The organism is Thermostichus sp. MS-CIW-30, from assembly GCF_054058015.1.
In genome coordinates this window covers 36,927-56,676 of the sequence record NZ_JBSRZW010000011.1, presented here as the reverse complement: position 1 = coordinate 56,676, position 19,750 = coordinate 36,927, and the positions used below count along the sequence as shown (strand labels likewise).

Annotated in this window: 18 protein-coding genes and 1 riboswitch; of the genes, 10 read left to right on the top strand and 8 right to left on the bottom strand. The window is 59.4% G+C overall.

The features are described from left to right. The first annotated feature begins 29 nt into the window (after positions 1 to 29). A complete protein-coding gene (locus ACVWXW_RS06815) occupies positions 30 to 908 on the top strand; it encodes a hypothetical protein (protein ID WP_457403300.1) in 879 nt (292 codons plus the stop codon). A gap of 315 nt (positions 909 to 1,223) precedes the next feature. On the opposite strand, the gene ACVWXW_RS06810 is transcribed toward ACVWXW_RS06815, so the two are convergent. Further along, on the bottom strand, positions 1,224 to 2,192 hold the full coding sequence (locus tag ACVWXW_RS06810; RefSeq protein WP_414419250.1) for a 30S ribosomal protein S1: 969 nt from the start codon (positions 2,190 to 2,192) through the stop codon (positions 1,224 to 1,226). A 195-nt stretch (positions 2,193 to 2,387) separates the two neighbouring features. Between ACVWXW_RS06810 and obgE the strand changes: the two genes are divergently transcribed. Genes obgE through ACVWXW_RS06790 form a run of 4 tightly spaced genes read left to right on the top strand, consistent with a single transcriptional unit; the run spans position 2,388 to position 5,258 of the window. Next, positions 2,388 to 3,425, top strand: a complete 1,038-nt coding sequence (obgE, locus tag ACVWXW_RS06805; RefSeq protein WP_457403318.1) for a GTPase ObgE — start codon at positions 2,388 to 2,390, stop codon at positions 3,423 to 3,425. Positions 3,426 to 3,485: 60 nt separating this feature from the next. Continuing rightward, positions 3,486 to 3,860, top strand: a complete 375-nt coding sequence (locus ACVWXW_RS06800; RefSeq protein ID WP_457403299.1) for a hypothetical protein — start codon at positions 3,486 to 3,488, stop codon at positions 3,858 to 3,860. A gap of 18 nt (positions 3,861 to 3,878) precedes the next feature. Continuing rightward, the gene (locus tag ACVWXW_RS06795; protein WP_457403298.1) at positions 3,879 to 4,592 is read left to right on the top strand and encodes an L-threonylcarbamoyladenylate synthase; all 714 of its coding nucleotides are present in this window, start codon (positions 3,879 to 3,881) and stop codon (positions 4,590 to 4,592) included. Between the two features lie 54 nt (positions 4,593 to 4,646). Then, positions 4,647 to 5,258: a PAP/fibrillin family protein gene (locus ACVWXW_RS06790; RefSeq protein WP_457403297.1), complete on the top strand. Its 612-nt coding sequence runs from the start codon at positions 4,647 to 4,649 to the stop codon at positions 5,256 to 5,258. A gap of 8 nt (positions 5,259 to 5,266) precedes the next feature. Here the strand turns inward: ACVWXW_RS06790 and ACVWXW_RS06785 are convergent, their stop codons facing one another. From ACVWXW_RS06785 to trpC, 6 genes are all read right to left on the bottom strand, one after another. After that, on the bottom strand, positions 5,267 to 6,160 hold the full coding sequence (locus ACVWXW_RS06785; RefSeq protein ID WP_457403296.1) for a hypothetical protein: 894 nt from the start codon (positions 6,158 to 6,160) through the stop codon (positions 5,267 to 5,269). 97 nt (positions 6,161 to 6,257) lie between these two features. Further along, positions 6,258 to 7,301 (bottom strand): sirohydrochlorin chelatase, encoded by a 1,044-nt coding sequence (locus tag ACVWXW_RS06780; RefSeq protein WP_457403294.1) that lies wholly within the window; start codon positions 7,299 to 7,301, stop codon positions 6,258 to 6,260. A 30-nt stretch (positions 7,302 to 7,331) separates the two neighbouring features. Then, positions 7,332 to 7,467, bottom strand: a riboswitch (cobalamin riboswitch). A gap of 127 nt (positions 7,468 to 7,594) precedes the next feature. Next, positions 7,595 to 9,910 carry a heavy metal translocating P-type ATPase gene (locus tag ACVWXW_RS06775; protein ID WP_457403293.1) on the bottom strand — a complete coding sequence of 772 codons (2,316 nt, stop codon included), beginning with the start codon at positions 9,908 to 9,910 and terminating at the stop codon, positions 7,595 to 7,597. A gap of 112 nt (positions 9,911 to 10,022) precedes the next feature. Next, on the bottom strand, positions 10,023 to 10,217 hold the full coding sequence (locus ACVWXW_RS06770; RefSeq protein ID WP_099813329.1) for a heavy-metal-associated domain-containing protein: 195 nt from the start codon (positions 10,215 to 10,217) through the stop codon (positions 10,023 to 10,025). Between the two features lie 59 nt (positions 10,218 to 10,276). Next, entirely contained in the window at positions 10,277 to 10,516 is a 240-nt protein-coding gene (locus ACVWXW_RS06765; protein WP_041436722.1) for a DUF5340 domain-containing protein, read from the bottom strand. A 63-nt stretch (positions 10,517 to 10,579) separates the two neighbouring features. Further along, on the bottom strand, positions 10,580 to 11,500 hold the full coding sequence (trpC, locus tag ACVWXW_RS06760) for an indole-3-glycerol phosphate synthase TrpC (protein WP_457403291.1): 921 nt from the start codon (positions 11,498 to 11,500) through the stop codon (positions 10,580 to 10,582). Positions 11,501 to 11,763: 263 nt separating this feature from the next. Here trpC and hmpF point away from each other — a divergent pair, with 263 nt between their 5' ends. From hmpF to fabD, 4 genes are all read left to right on the top strand, one after another. Next, positions 11,764 to 13,491, top strand: a complete 1,728-nt coding sequence (gene hmpF / locus ACVWXW_RS06755) for a pilus motility taxis protein HmpF (protein WP_457403289.1) — start codon at positions 11,764 to 11,766, stop codon at positions 13,489 to 13,491. Positions 13,492 to 13,699: 208 nt separating this feature from the next. Continuing rightward, positions 13,700 to 14,824 (top strand): phosphate acyltransferase PlsX, encoded by a 1,125-nt coding sequence (gene plsX, locus ACVWXW_RS06750; protein ID WP_457403288.1) that lies wholly within the window; start codon positions 13,700 to 13,702, stop codon positions 14,822 to 14,824. Next, the gene (locus ACVWXW_RS06745) at positions 14,811 to 15,812 is read left to right on the top strand and encodes a beta-ketoacyl-ACP synthase III (RefSeq protein ID WP_457403287.1); all 1,002 of its coding nucleotides are present in this window, start codon (positions 14,811 to 14,813) and stop codon (positions 15,810 to 15,812) included. Before plsX ends, ACVWXW_RS06745 begins: the two co-directional genes overlap by 14 nt. A gap of 4 nt (positions 15,813 to 15,816) precedes the next feature. Continuing rightward, complete coding sequence (fabD, locus tag ACVWXW_RS06740; protein ID WP_457403286.1) at positions 15,817 to 16,683, top strand: ACP S-malonyltransferase; 867 nt, start codon at positions 15,817 to 15,819, stop codon at positions 16,681 to 16,683. A 35-nt stretch (positions 16,684 to 16,718) separates the two neighbouring features. On the opposite strand, the gene ACVWXW_RS06735 is transcribed toward fabD, so the two are convergent. After that, positions 16,719 to 18,257 carry a glycoside hydrolase family 3 protein gene (locus ACVWXW_RS06735; protein ID WP_457403285.1) on the bottom strand — a complete coding sequence of 513 codons (1,539 nt, stop codon included), beginning with the start codon at positions 18,255 to 18,257 and terminating at the stop codon, positions 16,719 to 16,721. Positions 18,258 to 19,048: 791 nt separating this feature from the next. Between ACVWXW_RS06735 and ACVWXW_RS06730 the strand changes: the two genes are divergently transcribed. Continuing rightward, entirely contained in the window at positions 19,049 to 19,732 is a 684-nt protein-coding gene (locus ACVWXW_RS06730; RefSeq protein ID WP_457403284.1) for a hypothetical protein, read from the top strand. The last annotated feature ends 18 nt before the right edge of the window (positions 19,733 to 19,750 follow it).

Genomic DNA, 19,750 nt, shown 5'->3' with positions numbered 1-19,750 from the left:
TTTTCGGTTTTTGGATTGGGTGACCTGGGATGGCTCGCAGCAAACTTTCAGAGCAAGAACAACAGCAAATTGTTAGCGCCTACCGCGGCTCAGCAGCGACCGCCGTCGAATTGGCGGAGCAATTTCAGGTGAGCATCACCACCATCACCCGCGTGTTGAAGGAAAATATCGCTGCCGATGAGTATCAGCGGTTGATCCATCTCAAACGCTCGGCTGCCCGCCGCAAAGACATGGGGGAAAAAGCTGTTGTTGGCGGGATCCCAGCCCCAGAGCAGCAGATTTTGCCGCTGGAGCCGGAGTTGCCTTCTCCATGTCCCTTGCCGGAGCCCCCCGCAGAGCCGAACGCAAACGAGGAAGGCGAGGATAACACCGCTGGAACAGAGTCTCTGCCAAAACTGCCCCCAGAAGAACTGCCGTTGGCGGCTGGGCTTCGGGAAGATCTGGAGGATGTGGAGGAAGAGACCGAAGAAGACCGTGACCTTGAAGACGAGGACGAAGATGAGGACGACCCTGACTATCTCCTAGAAGATGAAGATGGGCCAGAAGAGGATCCCCTCACCGATCCCAGCTATCAAATTCAGGTATTACCCCTGGAAGAGCTCACCCTACCGGAAACCTGCTATGTCGTTGTTGACCGCTACCAAGAACTGACCACCCGCCCTCTCAAAGAATTCTTTGGCTCGGGATCCCTGCCCATCGAAGGGATCGACAACGCCAATACGCTGCCCATTTTCGACAACCACAAGGTGGCCCGTCGCTTTTCCGAAATGAGCCGTCGGGGCAGCAACACCTACCCGCCCTACCGGGTGATCCAGTTTCCCGGCTACATCCTGGAGATTGTGCGCACCCAACTGCAAAAGAAAGGCATCACCCATCTGCTCATGGATGGGCAGATCTACAGTCTTTGACCATCTCCTCAAGCTCAGGAGCGGGGGATTCCCGTTACTGGCGCAGGTTTGCAGCCCTGCGTGAGCGCCGTCGGCCTACTTCGCCACAGCAGCAGTACCCGTCTCTTCGGACATTTGGACTGCCCCCGCCCCCACGGGCTTATGGATCGCTCCTCAGCTCCCCACTCACACTGATGGAACCAAAGGCTCATGCCGTGACATACTTCCGCACTCATGCTGATGCAAAGCGCTCCGCGCCGCTAAAGCGAGAGAGGGCCGGGCTTCTCGGCGGCCTAGCTAAGCCTTGTAGCAGGCAGAAATACGCAAAGTTTGTGATCATTCCACAGCCGTCGCCGCGTATTCCAGCTCCTCTTCCACCACTTCCGGTGGGGCCTCTGCCGCTTGTCCTTGCTTAGCGGCCAGCAGTTGCTCACGGTACTTGGCTGCCATTTCCTCAGCCTTCTCGTAAACCAGCTTGGGATCCCGAATCATGTCGCCGGGATTGGGCTCCAGTTGCTTGGTGGACAGCGAGATCCGCGCCCGCTCCGCATTTAGCTCGATGATCATCACCTTCACTTCGTCGTTGACGTTGAAGACGCTGTGGGGCGTGTCAACATGATCGTGGGAGATCTCGGAAATGTGCAGCAGGCCGGAGACGCCGCCAATATCGATGAAGGCACCATAGGGCTTGATGCCCCGCACCGTGCCAACCACCACCTCGCCCACTTCCAGATTGTTCATCTTCCGCTCCACCAAGGCGCGGCGATGGCTCAACACCAAGCGGTTGCGGTCTTCGTCCACCTCTAAAAACTTCAGGGGCAGCTCTTCGCCCACCAGCTCTTCTTTTGGCTTGCGGGTGCTGATGTGGGATCCGGGGATAAAGCCCCGCAGCCCCTCAATCCGCACCAGGGCTCCACCTCGGTTGGTAGCAAAAATGGTTGAGCGAACGGTGGCATCTTCTTTCTGGAGCTGCCGTACCCGTTCCCAGGCCCGCATGTACTCGATGCGGCGGATGGAGAGGGTCAGCTGTCCCTCTTCGTTTTCTTCGGTGAGGATAAAAAACTCGCGGGTTTCTCCCGGCTGCAGCATCTCGTGCGGGTCTTCCAGGCGGCTAATCGACATCTCCTGGAGCGGCAGAAAGGCAGCCGTTTTGGCCCCAATATCGATCAAAGCACCGCGTGGCTCCACCGAGAATACTGTACCCGCCACAATTTCGCCAGGGCTGAAGTGATAGTCGTACTTATCCAGAAGGGCGGCAAAGTCTTCAGTGGTAAAACCTACATCGGCAGCAGTGAATCGACTCATAGGGGTGCAGTAACAGATCAGTTGCGCGGGATAAAGGGTAGAAGGCCAATCGAGTTTGGCAGGATCCCACTTCCACTTTCCCACCTGGGGAGGATGTGGCTGGGAAATACCATCGTAGCTTAGAGGAGCGTCTTTTGTGGCAAGTTTTCCGGCATCTTGCCAAGCTGGAAGATAGAAGATTTGGGAGAAGAACGATTGCACTTTATCGACCAAGCCGAAATTGAAGTGCAAGGGGGAAATGGCGGGGATGGCATCATTGCCTTCCGCCGTGAGAAGTATGTGCCGGCTGGGGGGCCATCCGGCGGCAATGGCGGGCGGGGCGGCTCGGTGATCTTGGTGGCCGATCCCGGCCTGCAAACTCTGTTGGATTTTCGCTTTCAACCGGTGATCAAGGCGGAACACGGGGCCAAAGGGGGGCCCAACCATCGCAGCGGGGCCAGTGGTGCGGATCGGCTGGTGCGGGTGCCCTGCGGTACTGTGGTGTTCAATGCGGAGACGGGGGAATTGTTGGGCGATCTGGTGGGCAAGGGGGATCAATTGCTGGTAGCCCGTGGGGGCAAAGGCGGCTTAGGCAATGCCCATTTTTTGAGCAACCACAATCGTGCCCCCCGCCAATTTACCAAGGGCGAAGCGGGAGAACGGGTGCGCCTGCGCCTGGAGCTGAAGTTGATTGCCGAGGTGGGCATTGTCGGCCTGCCCAATGCGGGCAAGTCCACTCTGATTTCGGTGGTCTCCTCTGCCCGGCCCAAGATTGCTGACTACCCCTTCACCACGCTGCAGCCCAATTTGGGGGTGGTGCCCCATCCATCGGGAGATGGGGTGGTGTTTGCCGATATTCCGGGGCTGATCGAGGGGGCGCACTTGGGGGTGGGGCTGGGCCATGAGTTTTTGCGCCATGTGGAGCGTACCAGGGTACTGATTCATTTGGTGGATGGCACGGCGGCGGATCCCGTCAAGGATTACCAGGTTATTCAGCAGGAGCTGCGCGCCTACGGCCACGGGTTAATCGATAAGCCACAAATCCTGGTTTTGAACAAGATCGATGTTCTGGATCCCCAGCAGGTTGCCGAGCGCGCCCAGAGGCTGTCTGCTGCTGCCGGCACTTCGGTGGTGACCATTTCTGCGATTGCCAAGCAGGGGCTGGATCCCCTCTTGCAGCGGGTGTGGCAGTGCCTGGGTCGGGGATCCCAACAGCCTGCGCAGTTGGATCTTGTGGGAGCCATCCAGTCCTAAGGCAGAAGAATCTTAGAATGGGAAAGCCCCTGCCTTCCCAGAACCCAGAGACGAGTGGCCATGTATATCTCGGCGGAGGATCTGCCACCGGATTTGCGTCAGATTATGTTGGCCGTTGAACAGGCGGCTCAGGCGAGGGCGGGAGCGTGTGTGGAGCTGCTGATGCTCCTGCGGCTGCTGGAGGAGTTGCACCGCGCGATCCTGGAAGGTGCCTTTCGGGAGTCTTTGCCCAACACCCGTCAAGCTCTGTATCGGGTGCTTCAGGATTTGGAAGAAGCCGGCGACTGGCCCTATCTGCCCCGTCTGCACATCCAAGCCCTGATGCAACAACTGAAGGACTGGCCCGAATCTCAGGGATCCCCGCCCGCGTCGGTGCCACCGACCCCTCGCCCTCTTGTGGAAAACCCTTTGGGGGGGAGCTGCTCCGAGTCTTGACCTCTTCCCATCTGCCCGATGGCCGAGTACTTTAAGCTGCATCCGCAACAGCCCCAGGCCCGTTCCATCCGGCGGATTGCGGCGGCTTTGCGGGAGGGGGCGGTGATGCTTTACCCCACCGATACAGTCTATGCCATTGGCTGCGATGTGACCCACAAACAAGCAGTGGAGCGGGTACGCCGTATCAAGCAGCTCTCCAACGACAAGCCTCTTACCTTTTTGTGCCCTTCTCTCTCACGCATTGCCCACTATGCCCAGGTAACCGATTCGGCCTATCGGCTGATGCGGCGGCTGATCCCCGGCCCGTTTACGTTTCTGTTGCCGGCCACCAAGCTGGTGCCCAGGTTGGTGATGGATCCCAAGCGGAAAACCACCGGCATCCGGGTGCCCGACTCGGCCATTTGTCAGGCTTTGCTGGAAGAGTTGGGCAATCCAATTGTCTCCACCTCTGCCAAGCTGGGGGGGGATCCCGTCGGATCCCTGGACTTAAGTTCTGGGCAAGCCTGGGAGTGGGAGAGCGACCCCTGGGATGAGGGTGGGATCTTTGCGGCTGAAGAGATGCGGCAGTTGGAAAAACAGGTGGATCTGGTGCTGGATGACGATGCCCCCCGCCGGGCCAAGGTCTCTACGGTAATCGATTTGACCGGATCCGAGCCGCTGGTGGTGCGGGCCGGGCTAGGGTATGAGCAGGTGGCAGATCTAAATCTGAAACCCGTAGAAGAAGACGGTTGAGGGCAGCCGGATCTGGCGTTCTCTAAAATGGGGTTGATGCCTTGGAGTGTGCTCATGGCCCTGGCTCAGCAAAAATCGGCTCTGCTGCACCTGCTGGAGGCGACCGACCGGGGCCGGAAAGTCTCCCCTGAGCAGCAAGCCCAGATCCTGTCTCAAATTGCCGTCCTAGAAGCGCTCAACCCCACCCCCAAGCCAACATCGGCCCCTGAAGGGTTGGAGGGGAACTGGCTCACCCTCTTTACCACCAGCACAGCTCTGCTGCGGCTGGCACAGTTGCCTTTTTTGACCACCGGCGAGATCTACCAGTGTATTCGGGCCAAAGCTGGACGGGTCTTCAACGTGGCGGAGATCCAGGGATCCGGTTGGCTGGAGGCTTGGATGCCACGGGGAGTCTTGGCTGTATCAGCGCGCTTTTACCCCGAATCTGAGCGCCGGGTGAGGGTGATTTTCGAGCGATTGGTGCTCGGATCCCAAGCTTTGATGAGCTACGAGATCGAGAGTTTTCTCTATTTGCTCGAGCGGGCTCCGGAGCGGATCCCGGCTATTCAAATCGATATCCGCCGCCGCGAGCCAACGGGTTGGCTGGATATCACCTATTTGGATGAAGATTTGCGGATGGGCCGGGGCAGCGAGGGGAGTGTATTTGTCCTGAAACGGGTGAGTTGAGACTTCGGCTAGCCGGAGGGCTTAGAGGGTTCCGTTTCGGCTATTTTGTGAGATAGGTTTTGGGTTAGGGTGAAGCTTATTTCCTGTAGAACTTGCAAGGCGCGGTAGGACTCCCGCAAAGCTTGCAGCTCTTGCTGAGTTTGCTCCAGTTGCCGGGCTTTTTGCTCCTGTAAGAAGCGCAGCCTTTGATTTTCGGACGCCGTGCGACGCAGAACGTGCTTGAGTTTCTGCTTCTGCTGCTGAAGCCGAGTCCGCCTCACCTCCAACTGCTGCAGTTGGATTTCTTGGAGTTCCAGTTCTATTTTCAGAGTGGCGACCTGCATCTGGAGTTGGCGAAGTTTTTGGTTGAGCTCTGGCTCTGGTGTGGGTTTTGCCGACTCAGGGCTTGGGGAAGAAGGTGATGACAATTCTTGTAGGGGCTGCAACTGTTGGGCCTTGGCCTGCGAAGCTTGATCCTGGTGCTGCTCGCCCTGCAGTCTTACTTGAGTGTGTTCGCTTACTTCGGTTTCAGTTTCCGTCTGCTGCTCAGCTTGATCAAGAATTTGTCGATCGCGGATCTGGGTTTGAGGATCCTCGTCAACCGACTGCAAAGGGAGAGAATCCTCCTCGGGTTGCCGAGGGTTGCCGCCATAATCGGCAGGATCAAAGGGAGACAGGGTCGCCACCAGCGATTCTCGAAAGTCGCTCCAGGAAGCCGACTGCAGACCCATCTGAACCACCTGCCAAACCCCATAGGCAGACCCAATTCCAGCCAGGATCCCAGGGATCCCGGCCAAGGATAAGGAAACCTTGGGCAGGGTGGGCAGGATCTGATCCAGCAGCCCCACCACCAGGGCGAAAACAAAGATCCCGCTCCCCGCGGCAGCGGCACCTGAAACCCAAGAGGAGCGGGAGAGCATCATCGTTTTTTCGTCATCACAACCGCTAGAGCGGGAAAACCAGGTTCAAAAATGGCCTGTCTGCACTCAGTTTATCCCGCCAGCAGCCTCTGTTTCCCTCTTAGGGCACCTGCCAAGCCCGTTGGTGGTAGCCCTCTAATTGGGCCCAGGGATCCCCAGCCGCTGCGTGGGTGTGGCCGTGCTGAGGGTGATGGTGAGAATGAGGGTGGTGATGGGATCCGTGCCCGTGATGGTGGTGATGATGCTCGTGAGGATGGTGATGGGTATGCCCAGCTCTGACCTCTGCGCTCACGGCCAGGCGAAACTTGCACAGGTGGCAGTTCATCGGGGTTTGGCCCTGCAGGGCTTCCTGCTCCAGTTGCTGCAGGCTGTGCAGCACCGTATCCACAAGGCCCAATTCCGGCAGCATCAGCCAGTCGATTTCCGGCTGTCGTTGTCGTTGTTTCTCCACTGCCGCCTCGATTTTTTTCACCAACACCCCCGTAAACAGAAAGTAGGGCAGCACGATCACCCGGCGCGGCTGCCAGGACAAGGCCCGCTCCAATCCCACGGGCAGGCGGGGATGGGTAATGCCGATAAAGCAAGTTTCCACAGCGGCAAACCCAGATCCTTCCCAAAGCAACCGGGCCAGTTTACAGGCTTCGGCATTGGCCTCGGGATCGCTGGAGCCGCGACCCACAAACAGGAGCACGGTTTCTGCTTCTGGGATCCGCTGCGGTTGGGCAGCTATCAGAGCAGCCAATCGGTCTCGCAGCAGTTGCAGGATCTCGATGCGGATCCCCAGCGGCCCACCGTAACGAATGCGCAACTGGGGATAGAGGGCCTGCAGGCGATCCAATTCCATCGTCACATCGAACTTGTTGTGGCGGGCCCCAAACAGCAACAGCGGCAGGGCCACGATCTCCTGCCACCCTTGGGCCAAGCACTGCTCTACCCCCTGGGCAATGGTTGGCTGGGTCAGCTCCAGAAAACAAGGGATCACCGGTCGATGGGGAGTGAGGGATTGGTAGACTTGGGCCAACTCCAGAAAGGCTTGCCGCCCTTCAGGGTCGCGGGATCCGTGGCCGATAAGCAATAGGGGCAATGAAGGAGAAGCAAGCTGCCCAACCGAAAGGGGAGGGGAAACACTGAGGGTATTCAACACAAAAAACTCCGTTCCTTGTGAATCGCAAGGGGTACAGGACAACGGCAGGTGGGTGTTCTGGCTGAGGGAGGGATCCCATCACAGTTGCGTCACAGTGGCGGACTTGCACCGCGCTTTCCCCAGTCTGCCTGAGCCTTTTAGGTTAGCTTGCCGCTTGCCATTCACCAAGCTCCCGGGGGGGATGTTCTTGCCTGCCAGAAGATAGCCCTGAGGCATGAGCGGTACGGCAGACTCATGCTCAAAGGGCAGCAAAACTGTTGCCGCGCTAATCCCCCTTGCCCCTGGGAGAGGGCCTAACGCCGGCCCGCTGGTCTGGGGGGCTGAAAGTGTCGCAGGCGCAGGGCATTGGCGACCACCGAAACGGAACTCAGGGCCATGGCTGCCCCCGCCAGCATGGGGTTGAGCAGCCAGCCTGTAAAGGGATAGAGCGCCCCAGCGGCAATCGGGATCCCCAGCGTATTGTAGATAAAGGCGAAGAAGAGGTTCTGGCGGATGTTGTTGAGGGTGGCCCGGCTGAGTTGAATGGCAGTGGCGACTCCCCGCAGATCTCCCGACATGAGGGTAATATCGCTGGCGGCCATTGCCACATCCGTACCCGTAACGATGGCGATCCCCACATCCGCTTCTGCCAGAGCCGGAGCATCGTTAATGCCATCTCCCACCATCGCCACCCGCCGTCGCGGTTGTCTTAGGCTGCGTATGTAAGCGGCCTTCTGATCCGGACGGACTTGGGCAATTACCCGCTGAATGCCTGCCTGCCGGGCAACCGCTTGGGCCGTGGTGGGGTTATCCCCGGTTAGCAGGATCACCTCTAGACCCATCTGTTGCAGCTGTTGCACTGCCTCAGGAGAGGTGGGTTTGAGCGGATCGGCAATGGCCAGCAGCCCCACCAGGCTCTGGGATTGGGCTACGCCGATCACCGTTTTGCCCTGGCTTTCCCAATTCTGAACCCGCTCTGACCAAGAGGGATCCCAAGGGATCCCCATCTCCTGTAGCCAGCTCAGCCGACCGATGCGGATCCACTGGTCTTCCACCCAGGCTTCTGCCCCACTGCCTACCCTTGCCTGAAAGTGCCAGGCAGGAGGGATCACAATTTTTTCGGCTTCGGCTTTCTGCACCACCGCCTGGGCCAAAGGGTGTTCCGAGTGCCGCTCTACTGCCGCTGCCAGGCGCAACACCGTCAGGGGAGAGGAGCCATTAGCCCAAATATCGGTGACGGTAGGGCGACCTTCGGTCAGGGTGCCGGTTTTGTCCAAGACCACCGTGCGCAAGTGGTGGGCCAATTCCAGGCTGTCGGCACTTTTCACCAGGATCCCCAATTCTGCCCCTCGTCCCGTGGCCACCAGGATCGAGGTGGGGGTTGCCAACCCCAGCGCGCAAGGGCAGGCGATGATCAGCACCCCAATCGTGTTCACCAAGGCCAGCGTCAGGTTGTCCGCCAACACCCACCAGAGCACAAAAGTTAGAACTGCCACCCCGATCACTGCCGGCACAAACCAGGCAGTCACCCGATCCGCCACCTGTTGAATTGGGGCTTTGGATCCCTGAGCTTCCTGCACCAGGCGCACGATCTGGGCCAGAACTGTGTCTTTGCCCACCCGCCGCGCCTCCATCACAAAGCTGCCCGTCTGATTCAGCGTTGCCCCAATCACCTCATCCCCCGCCGACTTGAGTACAGGCAGGCTCTCGCCGGTCACCATCGACTCGTCGAGGGTGGAGGATCCCTCTAGGATTACCCCATCCACCGGCACCTTCTCGCCGGGGCGCACCCGGATCCGATCCCCCACCTGCACTTCCCGAATCGGAATATCCTGCTCCACCCCATGGCGAATTACCCTTGCCGTTTTCGGTTGCAGCCCGATCAGCTTGCGAATGGCCTCAGAGGTTTGCCTTTTGGCCCGTTGCTCCATCCACTTACCCACCAGAATCAGGGTGGTGACCACCGCCGACACTTCGTAATACACATCGGGATGCAGTCCCTGCCGATGGAAAGAGTCGGGGAAAACCGTTGGGAAAATGGAATAGAAGAAAGCCGCGCTCGTCCCTAAGGCCACCAGCGTGTTCATATCCGCCGAACGCCGTTGCCAAGCGGCCCAAGCGCCTCGATAAAAATGCTTGCCCACCCAAAACTGCACCGGAGCCGTCAGCAGCAACTGCAACCCAGGATTGTGCAGCCACATGGGAAAGCCCGGGATGTCCATCCCCAGCATCATCGGCAGGGATCCGATCACCAGCACCGTGCTGATGCCCACCCCTATCGCCACCTTGAGCTTCAGTTCCCGTTCTGCGGCCCGTTGGGCGATCCGCTCTGGATCCGACAGATCGTCCAGCTGCCAATCCTCCTGGATAAGGCGCGCCCGATACCCCGCCCGCTCCACCGCCCGAATCAACGCCTGCGGATCCACCAGCCTGGGATCCCCTTTGACGGTGGCCTGCTCGCTGGCAAAATTCACTGATCCGTGGGACACCCCCTGCACCTGAGCGAGGGCCTGTTCGATGCTGCGGGCGCAGGAGGCACAGCTCATCCCTTGCAGGGCCAACTGCCAAGTGCCCTCAGGAGAAGGCGCAGAGGCCGATAGTGCAGCCGATGACTTTTCAGGGGCAGGCATGGCAACACCTTGTTGATGAAACGACAGCTACTCTCCACCCTGGGCAGGGCGAAGGCAGCCATCTGTACAGGAATTCAAAACAGACGCCCGACCGTTCTCGACCCAGCCTTGACTAGGCCGGGGGATATCCCACCTGGGTGAGGGCCTGCCGCAAATCGCCCACAGGCCGCTCAGAAGTAATCCGCACCTGTTTGGTTTTGGGATCCCCTTCCACCTGCGCCTGGGGATCCAGTTGCCGCACCGCTTGCGCAATGGTGTCTATACAGGCCCCACAGGCCAGCTTGGGCACCGTCAAAACAACCTGCATCTTGGAAAACCCCCCCAATGCCACTGAAAGGATGCTAAACCTTACAGTGGGCTGGAAGGTCAAGAGGGAGGCTGAGGCTCGTCCATATTCCAGCGGTAGTCCACCTGATAGCCCCGCTGTCGCCACTCTTCCTCCAGTTGCACCTGTTGGGTGAGGGCTTTGCGCAGGGAGTTGATCAGCTCTTGCGTGCGGCCTCGGTTGCCAAAATCCTGTTCTTCCACTGCCGGAAAGGTTTGCCGCTCCAACACCCGCAGCAGAAATTCGTAGTGGATATGAGCCGGCACAGGAATACGTTTCATCGATCCAAGCAATCCTTAGAGATCAATTGTTCTCGCAGAGATCCATTGATAAATGGTTTTCATTCACTGAGATGACAACAGGTGGCGCACAGCTTGGCCGGGATCCGGCTGGGTCACCAGCGCTTCCCCCACCAGCACAGAGCGCACCCCCCAGGCCCGCAACTGCTGCAGATCGGCAGGGGTATGGATGCCGGACTCGCTGACCACAGGCAGATCGCCAAGGAGCTCCGAGTGGGCGGCCAACAGGTTGCGCGTTGTGTTTAAGTCCACCGCAAAGGTTCTCAGATCGCGATTGTTGATGCCAATGAGCACCTGCCCCCTGGAGTCTTGCAGTTGAGGCAAACGCAACACCCGCTGCAACTCTTGGGAAGTGTGCACCTCCAGCAGAGCCGCCATGCCCAATTGCCGAATCAGCTTGAGAAAGTAGCCCAAATCCGCATCCGAGAGAATGGCGGCAATCAAGAGCACCGCATCTGCCCCCAGGCTGCGGGCCCAGAGGATTTGGTAGGGGTAGAGGATGAACTCCTTGCAGAGGATGGGGATCCCTACTGCCTGACGGATCCGGCGCAGATACTCGCCGCTGCCCTGAAAGAACCGCTCATCTGTGAGCACCGAGAGGCAACTGGCCCCACCGGCTTCATAGCTCTGGGCAATGGCTACCGGGTCAAAGGGATCCCGGAGAACGCCGCGGCTGGGGGAGGCTTTTTTGACCTCGGCAATCAAGGAAACAGGGTGAGGCGACTGGGTAAGAGCCGCCACAAAATCCCGCACCGGCGGGGCTTGATCCAGTTGCCGTTGCAATTGCTTCAGGGGAAGCTGCTCCCGTTGGCGCTCCACCTCCTGTTCTTTGTGCCAGACGATCTCTTCCAAAATGTGGCGCGGCTTGGCTTCCGGCGCTGTTGTCTGGTACACCTGAGAGGCTACGACCACCGGCGGGGCAGGAGAACGCCGACGAATAGAAAGCGGCTCACCTTGCAGCTCCATACAAACCCTGAGCAGAACCCTACACCACACCCTAGACTACCTTAGTGCTCCGCCACCGGTTTGAATAGCTACCCCAGGCATCCCCAAAACTCATCTGGCGAAGGCGTTTTTTTTACCCTATGGTTGAGTCTAGAAAGGTGGTGTAGTCTTTGTGCGCCTCGGCGAGCCATGTTCTGGCGGCCGTCCATTTTTCCCCGGCCAGGGGCAGTGGCTCGGTGGGGTCAAGGCTGGTCCTGTCCATGCTGTTTTAGAGGAGTTCAGGCGTGCTGTACCTAGCAGAGCTATCCAAGCCGATTGGATTTGCCAAGTCGTCTCTGCAATTGCTGGCCAAGCAGCAGCAGGACAATACCTGGGTGGCCGTGAACGAAGAATCCATTACCTTGGAAGGCCGCATCGCCCAGGAGGCTGGGCGCTTCAAGGATGGGTCATTGGTGCTGGCGGAAATCTCCGGCAACCGTCAGGTCGCCCGCATCAGCGAAGCCGCTCGCCAACTGGTGACCTATCTGCAAAACTTCAGCCAACTTCAGCTCAGAGCCCGCAGCCAGGAAGAGGAGATCGAGGTTTGGAAACAGTCCCTCACCTTTCAGGCGCATGAGCTTACCCGCCGCGAGATGGAGCTAGCAGCCCAGGAAGAAGAGGTGCAGCGGCTGTATGAGCAATACAAGAGTGTGGAGGAAGATCGCAAACTTCTGGACAGCCTCAAAGAGGAACTGGCAGCCCAGCAAGCTTACTTGGCTGAACAACAGCGCCTGCTCGGAGAGCAGCGGGAAGCTCTGAATCGGCAGCGGCAAGAGTTGGAAGCCCAGTTGCAAGAAGCTCGCTCCAGCCGCTTGGGGGAGGCAGAAGCAGCGCAGCTACAGGCTTTGGTGCAGCAGCTCCAGGAGACTCTACATCCGGCTGGGGATCCCTTGGCGCTTCTGCAAAGCTTGAAAAGCCACATTCAGCAGCAGCAGGAGCACTTGAATCAACAGATTGCCCAACTGGAAGCAGAACGTCAGCAGGCCCAGGCCCGGCAAGACGAGCTGGATCGAGACTACCGCGCTTGGCAAGAACGCCACACCGCTTGGTGGGGATCCCGACAATCCCTGGAGCAAAGCCAAGCAGAGTGGCAAACTCGACGGGGATCCCTGCGAGCCCATCAAGAGCACCTGCAGAGGATTCTCCAGCAGCTGCAATCTCAAGAGAGCCTATACCAGAAAGCCTCTCGTCTGGTGCAGGAGTACGACTTTATCGTCGATGGCAGCAGCAACGGCAGGGCTGGGGAGCCGGCGATCTCGGTCGAGGAGCTGGCGGCTTTGGTCAGCCAACTGCGCCGAGATTACGAGCAGCGGGCGGCCCAGGTCAGCCAGCAGCGGGCCGAACTGGAGCAAAACCGGCAAACCCTGCGGGAGCTGCAAGAGCGGCTGGCCACCGCCTCTCCAGAGGAGCGGTTTGACATCGAGATGGATATCGACTATGCCCAGTCTGCCTGCAGTGCTTTGGAAGAAGCCCTGCTGCCTCAGGAAAAAAACCTGCAGCGAGAGTATGAAGAGTTGACCCGCCAGGAAGCCCGCCTTAGACAGCTGCAAAATCAAGCTGCTGCCCCGGTTCAGGTCGATATTGGGCCGCTCCTGGAACAGATCGGCAGCCAGAAGCAGGATCTTCTCCAAGAAAAAGGTCGTCTGCAAACCCTCATTCAACAACTGGAATCGTCCTTGCCTTCTCAGCAGGAGCAGCTCGCCCGCCAACGGCAGGAATTGGAGCAGCAGTGGCAACACCTGGAGCAAGAGGAGGGATCCCTGCGGGCGCGCGCCCAGGCCATGGCAGAAACCTGGGGTCGCCTCAATCACCTGCAGGCCACCCTCTACCCAGAGCGGGATCGGTGGGCAGCGTTGGCGGGAGAATTGGCGCAGTTGGAGACGGAGCTGAGCCAACACCAAGCCAGAAACTCCACCGCACGCGACCACGTCCAGCAGGTACACTCTCTCTTGGCTACCCTCGCGCAGGCGTGAGGGAGTTCACGTTTCCTGTGGGGGGTGGGGAGAACCGGCGCAAGCGGAACTACGGCCTTAATTGAGGAAAACAAATCTGGTAAAATTCGCTAGCACCCTGCAGCCACTGGGGCTCCCAATTCTCGGGCGAGGGGACTGCAGAGGTTAGTGCGTTTTGCCCCGCTTCCTGCTTGCAGTTGCCAAGGATATTCCAGTGTGAGGTCAGCTTGTGCGAATTGCGGTCGATGCGATGGGGGGTGACTACGCTCCCGAAGAGATCATCAAGGGCGCCCTGCTGGCCCATCGGCAGCTCCGGGTCGGGATTGCACTAGTCGGTCGTCCAGATTCCCTCAAGCCCTTTCTGCCCCAACCCTTGCCTGCTGGGATCACCATTGTGCCTGCCGAAGAGGATGTGGGCATGGCGGAAGAGCCGCTGATGGTGCGCAAAAAGCCCAAAGCCTCCATCAACATCTCGATGCAACAGGTGCGCTCCAACCAAGCGGATGCCGTGGTGGCCGCCGGGAATACCGGAGCAGCGATGGCTGCGGCCTACCTGAATTTGGGCCGGCTGGCAGGGATCGATCGCCCGGCCATTGGCGCTCTTTTGCCCACTTTGAAAGGCAAGCCGGTGCTGCTGCTGGATGTGGGGGCCAATGTGGATTGCCGGCCCCGCTTTTTGGAGCAGTTTGCCCGCATGGGATCCCTCTACTGCCAGTGCGTGCTGGGGATCGAGCGTCCGCGGGTGGGCCTGCTCAACATCGGCGAGGAGCCCAACAAGGGCAATGATTTGGCTCTGGCCACCCACCAGCGTCTGGCCCAGTTGCCAGGGATCCATTTCGCCGGCAATGCCGAGGGGCGGGATGTGCTGACCGGGGAGTTTGATGTGGTGGTGTGTGACGGCTTTGTGGGCAATGCCCTCCTCAAGTTTGCCGAAAGTGTTGGCCAGGTGATCACCCAGGTGCTGCGGGAGGAGCTGCCCCGCGGCTGGCGCGGCAAGTTGGGCTGCTGGCTGCTCCGGCCCAACCTCAAGCAGGTAAAGCGGCGCATGGACTACGTGGAGTATGGCGGTGCTTTGCTGCTCGGCGTCAACGGCATCTGCGTGATTACCCACGGCAGCTCCAAGGCGCCGATGGTCTACCACGCCATTCGCCTGGCCAAAGAGGCGGCAGAACAGAAAATCCTACAGCGGCTGCAGGCGGAAATGGTTGACCCTCGCGAACCTGAATCCAACCCCAGGCGGCGCACCCGGCCCCTTCAGGTCTACTCTGGCTCTGGCCCGGAAGTCTTGCCGTTGGGATCCCTGGAAAGGACTTCCTCCCGCTGTCCCGAACCCGTGGAAGATGCCCAGCCATAGCCTCCCGACCGTGCGGCTGGTGGGGGCAGGGGCTGCCCTGCCGGATCCCTGCCTGAGCAACGACGATCTCGGCCAGATCGTCGAAACTTCCGACGAATGGATCTGGCCCCGCACCGGCATTCGTCAGCGGCGCATTCTGCCCCCTGAGCTGAGCTTGGTGGATTTGGCGGTCCAGGCAGCCAAGGCCGCTTTGGCTCAGGCCGGGATCTTGCCTCAAGACCTGGATTTGATCCTGCTGGCCACTTCCACCGGTGTCGATCGGTTTGGCTCGGCCCCTCAGGTGCAGGCAGCTCTGGGAGCAACGCGGGCGGTGGCTTTTGATCTGACGGCAGCCTGCACAGGCTTTGTCTTTGCAGTGGCCACGGCAGCGCAGTTTTTGCAAACCGGGCTGTACCGGCGGGCCTTGGTGGTGGCGGCGGATGTGCTCTCCCGCACGGTGGACTGGGCAGATCGCACCACCTGTGTCTTGTTTGGAGATGGGGCCGGGGCGGTGGTTCTGGAGGCGGGGGAAACCGGCGGGATCCTCAGCATTGAGCTGCGCAGCGATGGCAGTGGCAGCCAGCTGCTCAGCTTGTCCATGGCTACAGAGGCCAAGCCCCTGGTGAGATCCCTGCAGGTGGGGCAGTATCGCTGCTGCCCCATCACCATGAATGGCCGCGAGGTGTACAAGTTTGCCGTCCAGGCGGTGCCGGAGATCATCGAGAAGGCTCTCTTTCGGGCTGGGATCCCGGCGGAAGCAGTACAGGGATATTTTATTCATCAGGCCAACCAGCGCATTCTCGATGCGGTAGCCAAGCGTTTGCAACTGGATCCGCAGCGGGTGGCCAGCGTCTTAGAGCATTACGGCAACACCTCGGGCGCTTCGGTGCCGATTGCCTTGGCCACTTGGATCGAGCAGGGACGCTTTGGCGCCGGCGATCTGGGGGTGATGGCGGGCTTTGGCGCCGGCCTTACCTGGGGGGCGATTGTGTTTCGTTGGGGGAAATGAATTGATGACCGTTGCCTGGATCTATCCCGGCCAGGGATCCCAAGCGGTGGGCATGGGAAGGGACTTGCGGAACTGGCAGGGAGCAGCCCAGAAGTTGGCTTTGGCCCGTGAGATGTTGGGATGGGATCCCTTAGCTCTGTCGGAAGACCAGATCCACCAGACCGGCTACACGCAACCGGCTTTGTTCACCGTATCGGCCCTGTTGACGGACTATCTCTACGCCCAGGGACAGGCTCCTGCCTGCACTGCTGGCCACAGTCTGGGCGAATACAGCGCCCTCTACGCTGCCAGCGTGTTTGATTTCGAAACCGGCCTACGGCTGGTGGCGCTGCGGGGCCAACTGATGGAAGCCGCAGGGGATCCCCCGGGCAGCATGGCGGCAGTGATGGGGTTTGACCGCGACAAGCTGGAGCACCTGTGCCAGATGATCCCCGATGTCACCCTTGCCAACGACAACAGCCCGGATCAGGTGGTGATCAGCGGCTCAGTGGAGGGGGTGCGGGCCGTCTGTGAGCAGTTGCAGGCCAAGCGCACCGTTCCCCTCAAGGTAAGTGGCGCCTTTCACTCGCCCTTTATGCAGGCTGCTGCCGAGGAGTTTGCCCACACCTTGCGCGCTGTTGACTTTCAGCCGCCGCGAGTGCCCGTCTACAGCAACTGCACTGCCACCGCCAGCCGGGATCCGCAAGCCCTTAAGCAGGCGCTGCTGGCCCAGATGACTGCCCCTGTCCGCTGGCGAGAGACGGTGCTGCACATGGCTGCCGACGGCATCCAAGAGGTGTGGGAAATCGGCCCCGGAAATGTTCTGACGGGCTTGGTGAAGCGAACGGTGCCGGCCCTGGCACGGCGCACTGTCAGCAGCCTCAGCAGTTAGTGGATCTGTTTTTAACGGGAAAGAGCTCTGTCCCGCTAACGCGACCAGGATCCCTCCAAGTGGGATCCAACCGGCAAGCGACCCTGGGCCGGGATCTGTCCCAACAACACCTGCAGCAACGCCTGTAGAGAGACGGGGGTAGTGCCGTAGCAGGCCAAATAGACCGGGATCTGGGGCAGGGCAAAGGCGTCGTAGGGGGATCCCAAGGCCAACCCAATCACCTTTTCCGGCGGAAGGGATCCCAGTAAGTCCGCCAGCAACTCCTTCTGAAGCGGGTAACGAAACAGATCAAGGGATCCCACCAGCACTTGGTCAGCTCTTGACGCCCCTTGCAGGGTTGTTTGCAAATCCTCAGGGGTAGGCTCTGGGCTGATCTTGAGAACCTGAGCACCGGGCCAGACATTTTGGAAAAGATCCCCCAGAAGAGGCACAGGGGTAATGAGCAGCGGGTCGGGGGCTAAGGGGGGCAGGGATCCCCGTACTAGGGTGATGCTGTCTTGGGCGATTTGGCGGGCCAGTGCCCGGTGGTTTTCCAAGCCGGCAGGGGGGAAAGGGGGGCAGGGGGATCCCAATCCGTAGCGCCGCTTCAAGGTCAAAATTCGCTCCACTGACCGATCCAACTGCTCAACCGACAAACGACCGGCACGGAACTCCCGCAGCAGATGGGCATAGGCTTCTTTTTGGATGGCCGGGCTAAAGCCGGGATCTGCCCCAAACACCAGCACATCGGCCCCTGCCCTAAAGGCCAGTTCTGCCGCTTCGGGAATGCCGTAGGTGCGGGCAATGGCCCCCATGGTCAGGGAATCCGTCAGGACAAGACCCTTGAAACCCAGCTTCTGCCGCAGCCAGCCGGACACCACCTCAGGGGCCAGCGTTGCCGGTTGCAAGGACTTCGTCCCGCTGTCGCCGACGGATCCCAGAGCCGGCATCACCACATGCGCCGTCATCATCGCCTCTGCCCCTGCCCGGATCAAAGCCTGAAACGGGCGCAATTCCGTGGTCTGTAGCGCCTCCAGAGGGCGATCCACCCGCGGCAACCCCAGGTGGGAATCCATATCGGTGTCCCCATGGCCGGGAAAATGTTTGGGCGTACAGAGGATCCCGGCTTGCCGATAGCCGCGCCACAGGGCGAGGCCGTAATCTGTCACCTGTTTCGGGTCTGACCCAAAGGCTCGGATGCCGATGATGGGGTTGTGGGGGTTGCTGTTCACGTCCACAACAGGGGCGAAGTTGAGGTTAAACCCCAAACTTTTCAGCTCCGTTCCCACCGCACGGGCCATAGCTTCCGCCTTTGCCAGGGATCCCGCTGCTGCCACTGCCATGGCGCTGGGGAACACCGTCACCCCCTCGGTAAGGCGCACCACCGGCCCCCCCTCTTGATCAATGGCTATCCACAGGGGGACAAGGGCTTGTGCCTGAGCCGCGGCAATGAGCTGGGCCACCTGAGGCAACGTTTGAATGTTGCCGGCAATCGAATAGAAGATCAGCCCGCCCACGTGGTAGTCCCGGATCATCTCCTCGAGAGCGGAGGAAAACTCAGCTCCCTCAAAATAAACCAGAAACAGTTGCCCCACTTTCTCCTCAAGGCTCCAAGCCCTGGGATCCACTGCGGCAGCGGGACGGGGTCCTTTCGCGTCAGCGGGACGGAGTCCTATCGAGCATGTCAAAGCAGATGTCCTTGGGCGTCGCTGCCAAGAAAGCCGGTCAGGATGAGCGTAAACTACCCGACACCAACCGCTAGGCGGTACGGAGCGGGCTTTTAGTAGCCCTGCAGTTAGCAAGCCAACCACGAGCCTCTGGGGTGGTTTACAGCACCCCCAATCGACCGTTACCAGTGCCTTAAACAACCGTTTCTGGTGCCCGCAGTATTATTATAGCATTCCTCCCGACACCGACCCTACGGGTACAGTGCGGGGCTCCTGCGATTTCTAGCTGAAGTGGCTCTTGCAGGTTTAGAGTGGCGATTGACTTGTAGTTGTGGCCATACTGGAGGGATGGCGTAAAGAACTGTAACCTCAGCAGTACACCAGAGTCATCTTGAAGTGCAGTGATGAAGTGCAGTGAAATAGTGCAGTAAAATTGTCTCTAAGGCGTTCTTTGTTCTTTGTGTTGGTTCTAGCTCCCCTTTCTCCTTAAAAAAAGAGGAGTTGTGAGTGAGAGAAAACCTACCCAAACATTACCTATGGTCAAAACAATCTTCAAGACAATCTCCTCTTCCACCCTGGGGTCGATGATGTTGCCTTTCTCCTGCCGCCAGCTTTGGATAACTGCCTTTCCCGCGTTGGCTGGAGTTACGGTGGCTATTGGCGGCCTTGGGGCGGGAGGATCCCTGTGGCAGGCAGGAGCAGCAGGTTTGGCCACGGGGATGACGGGCTATGTGGCTTCTGCTCTATCTGGAAGCGAGGCCAAAGCCAAAATCCAGCTTCTGCAGCACCTCGAAAATCGACAGAAGCAAAACGAAATCACTCCTTCAGACCTACAGCAACTGCAAAGCGAACTGGCCAACCTGCGTGCTGCCCTTGAAGATTGGGCAAAAGTCCAGCAGAAGGGGGTGGCTGCTGCCCAACCTTATGATGAGGCTCGTTCGCAAGCTCAAACTCCTCAGCTTCATTTTGAAACAGAGATCCAGATCCAATCTCAAGAAGAACGACTTCCTCAGTTACGCGCAGAAGAGCAAAGCCTGAAAGCCTCGATTGAAGATTTACAAGCCAAGAAAAAAAGGCCCATTCAGTCCCTCAAAGAGGGCATAGCCAAGGTGGAACAACTCCAATCAAAACAGAATCTCCTCAAGCAAGATATTGCCCCCCTAACCCAGGCTGATCCCTCAACAGCTGCTGGCAACTTCGCGGAACGGCCATCCGTTCCCAAAAAAGGATCTCCAGACGTATCTCTCAACTTGGCCCGCACGACCAAAGCTGCCGCCGGCGTCGCATGGGCCGACAAATATGACGAAGTCTTTGCAACCCTCGAGGAGCGAATCGACAACCTGGAAGATAGCGCCAGAGCAATGGCAGAACTGGCATCGATGGAAGGCAACGGTAGCCGGTAGGGGCAGACATCCCATCCC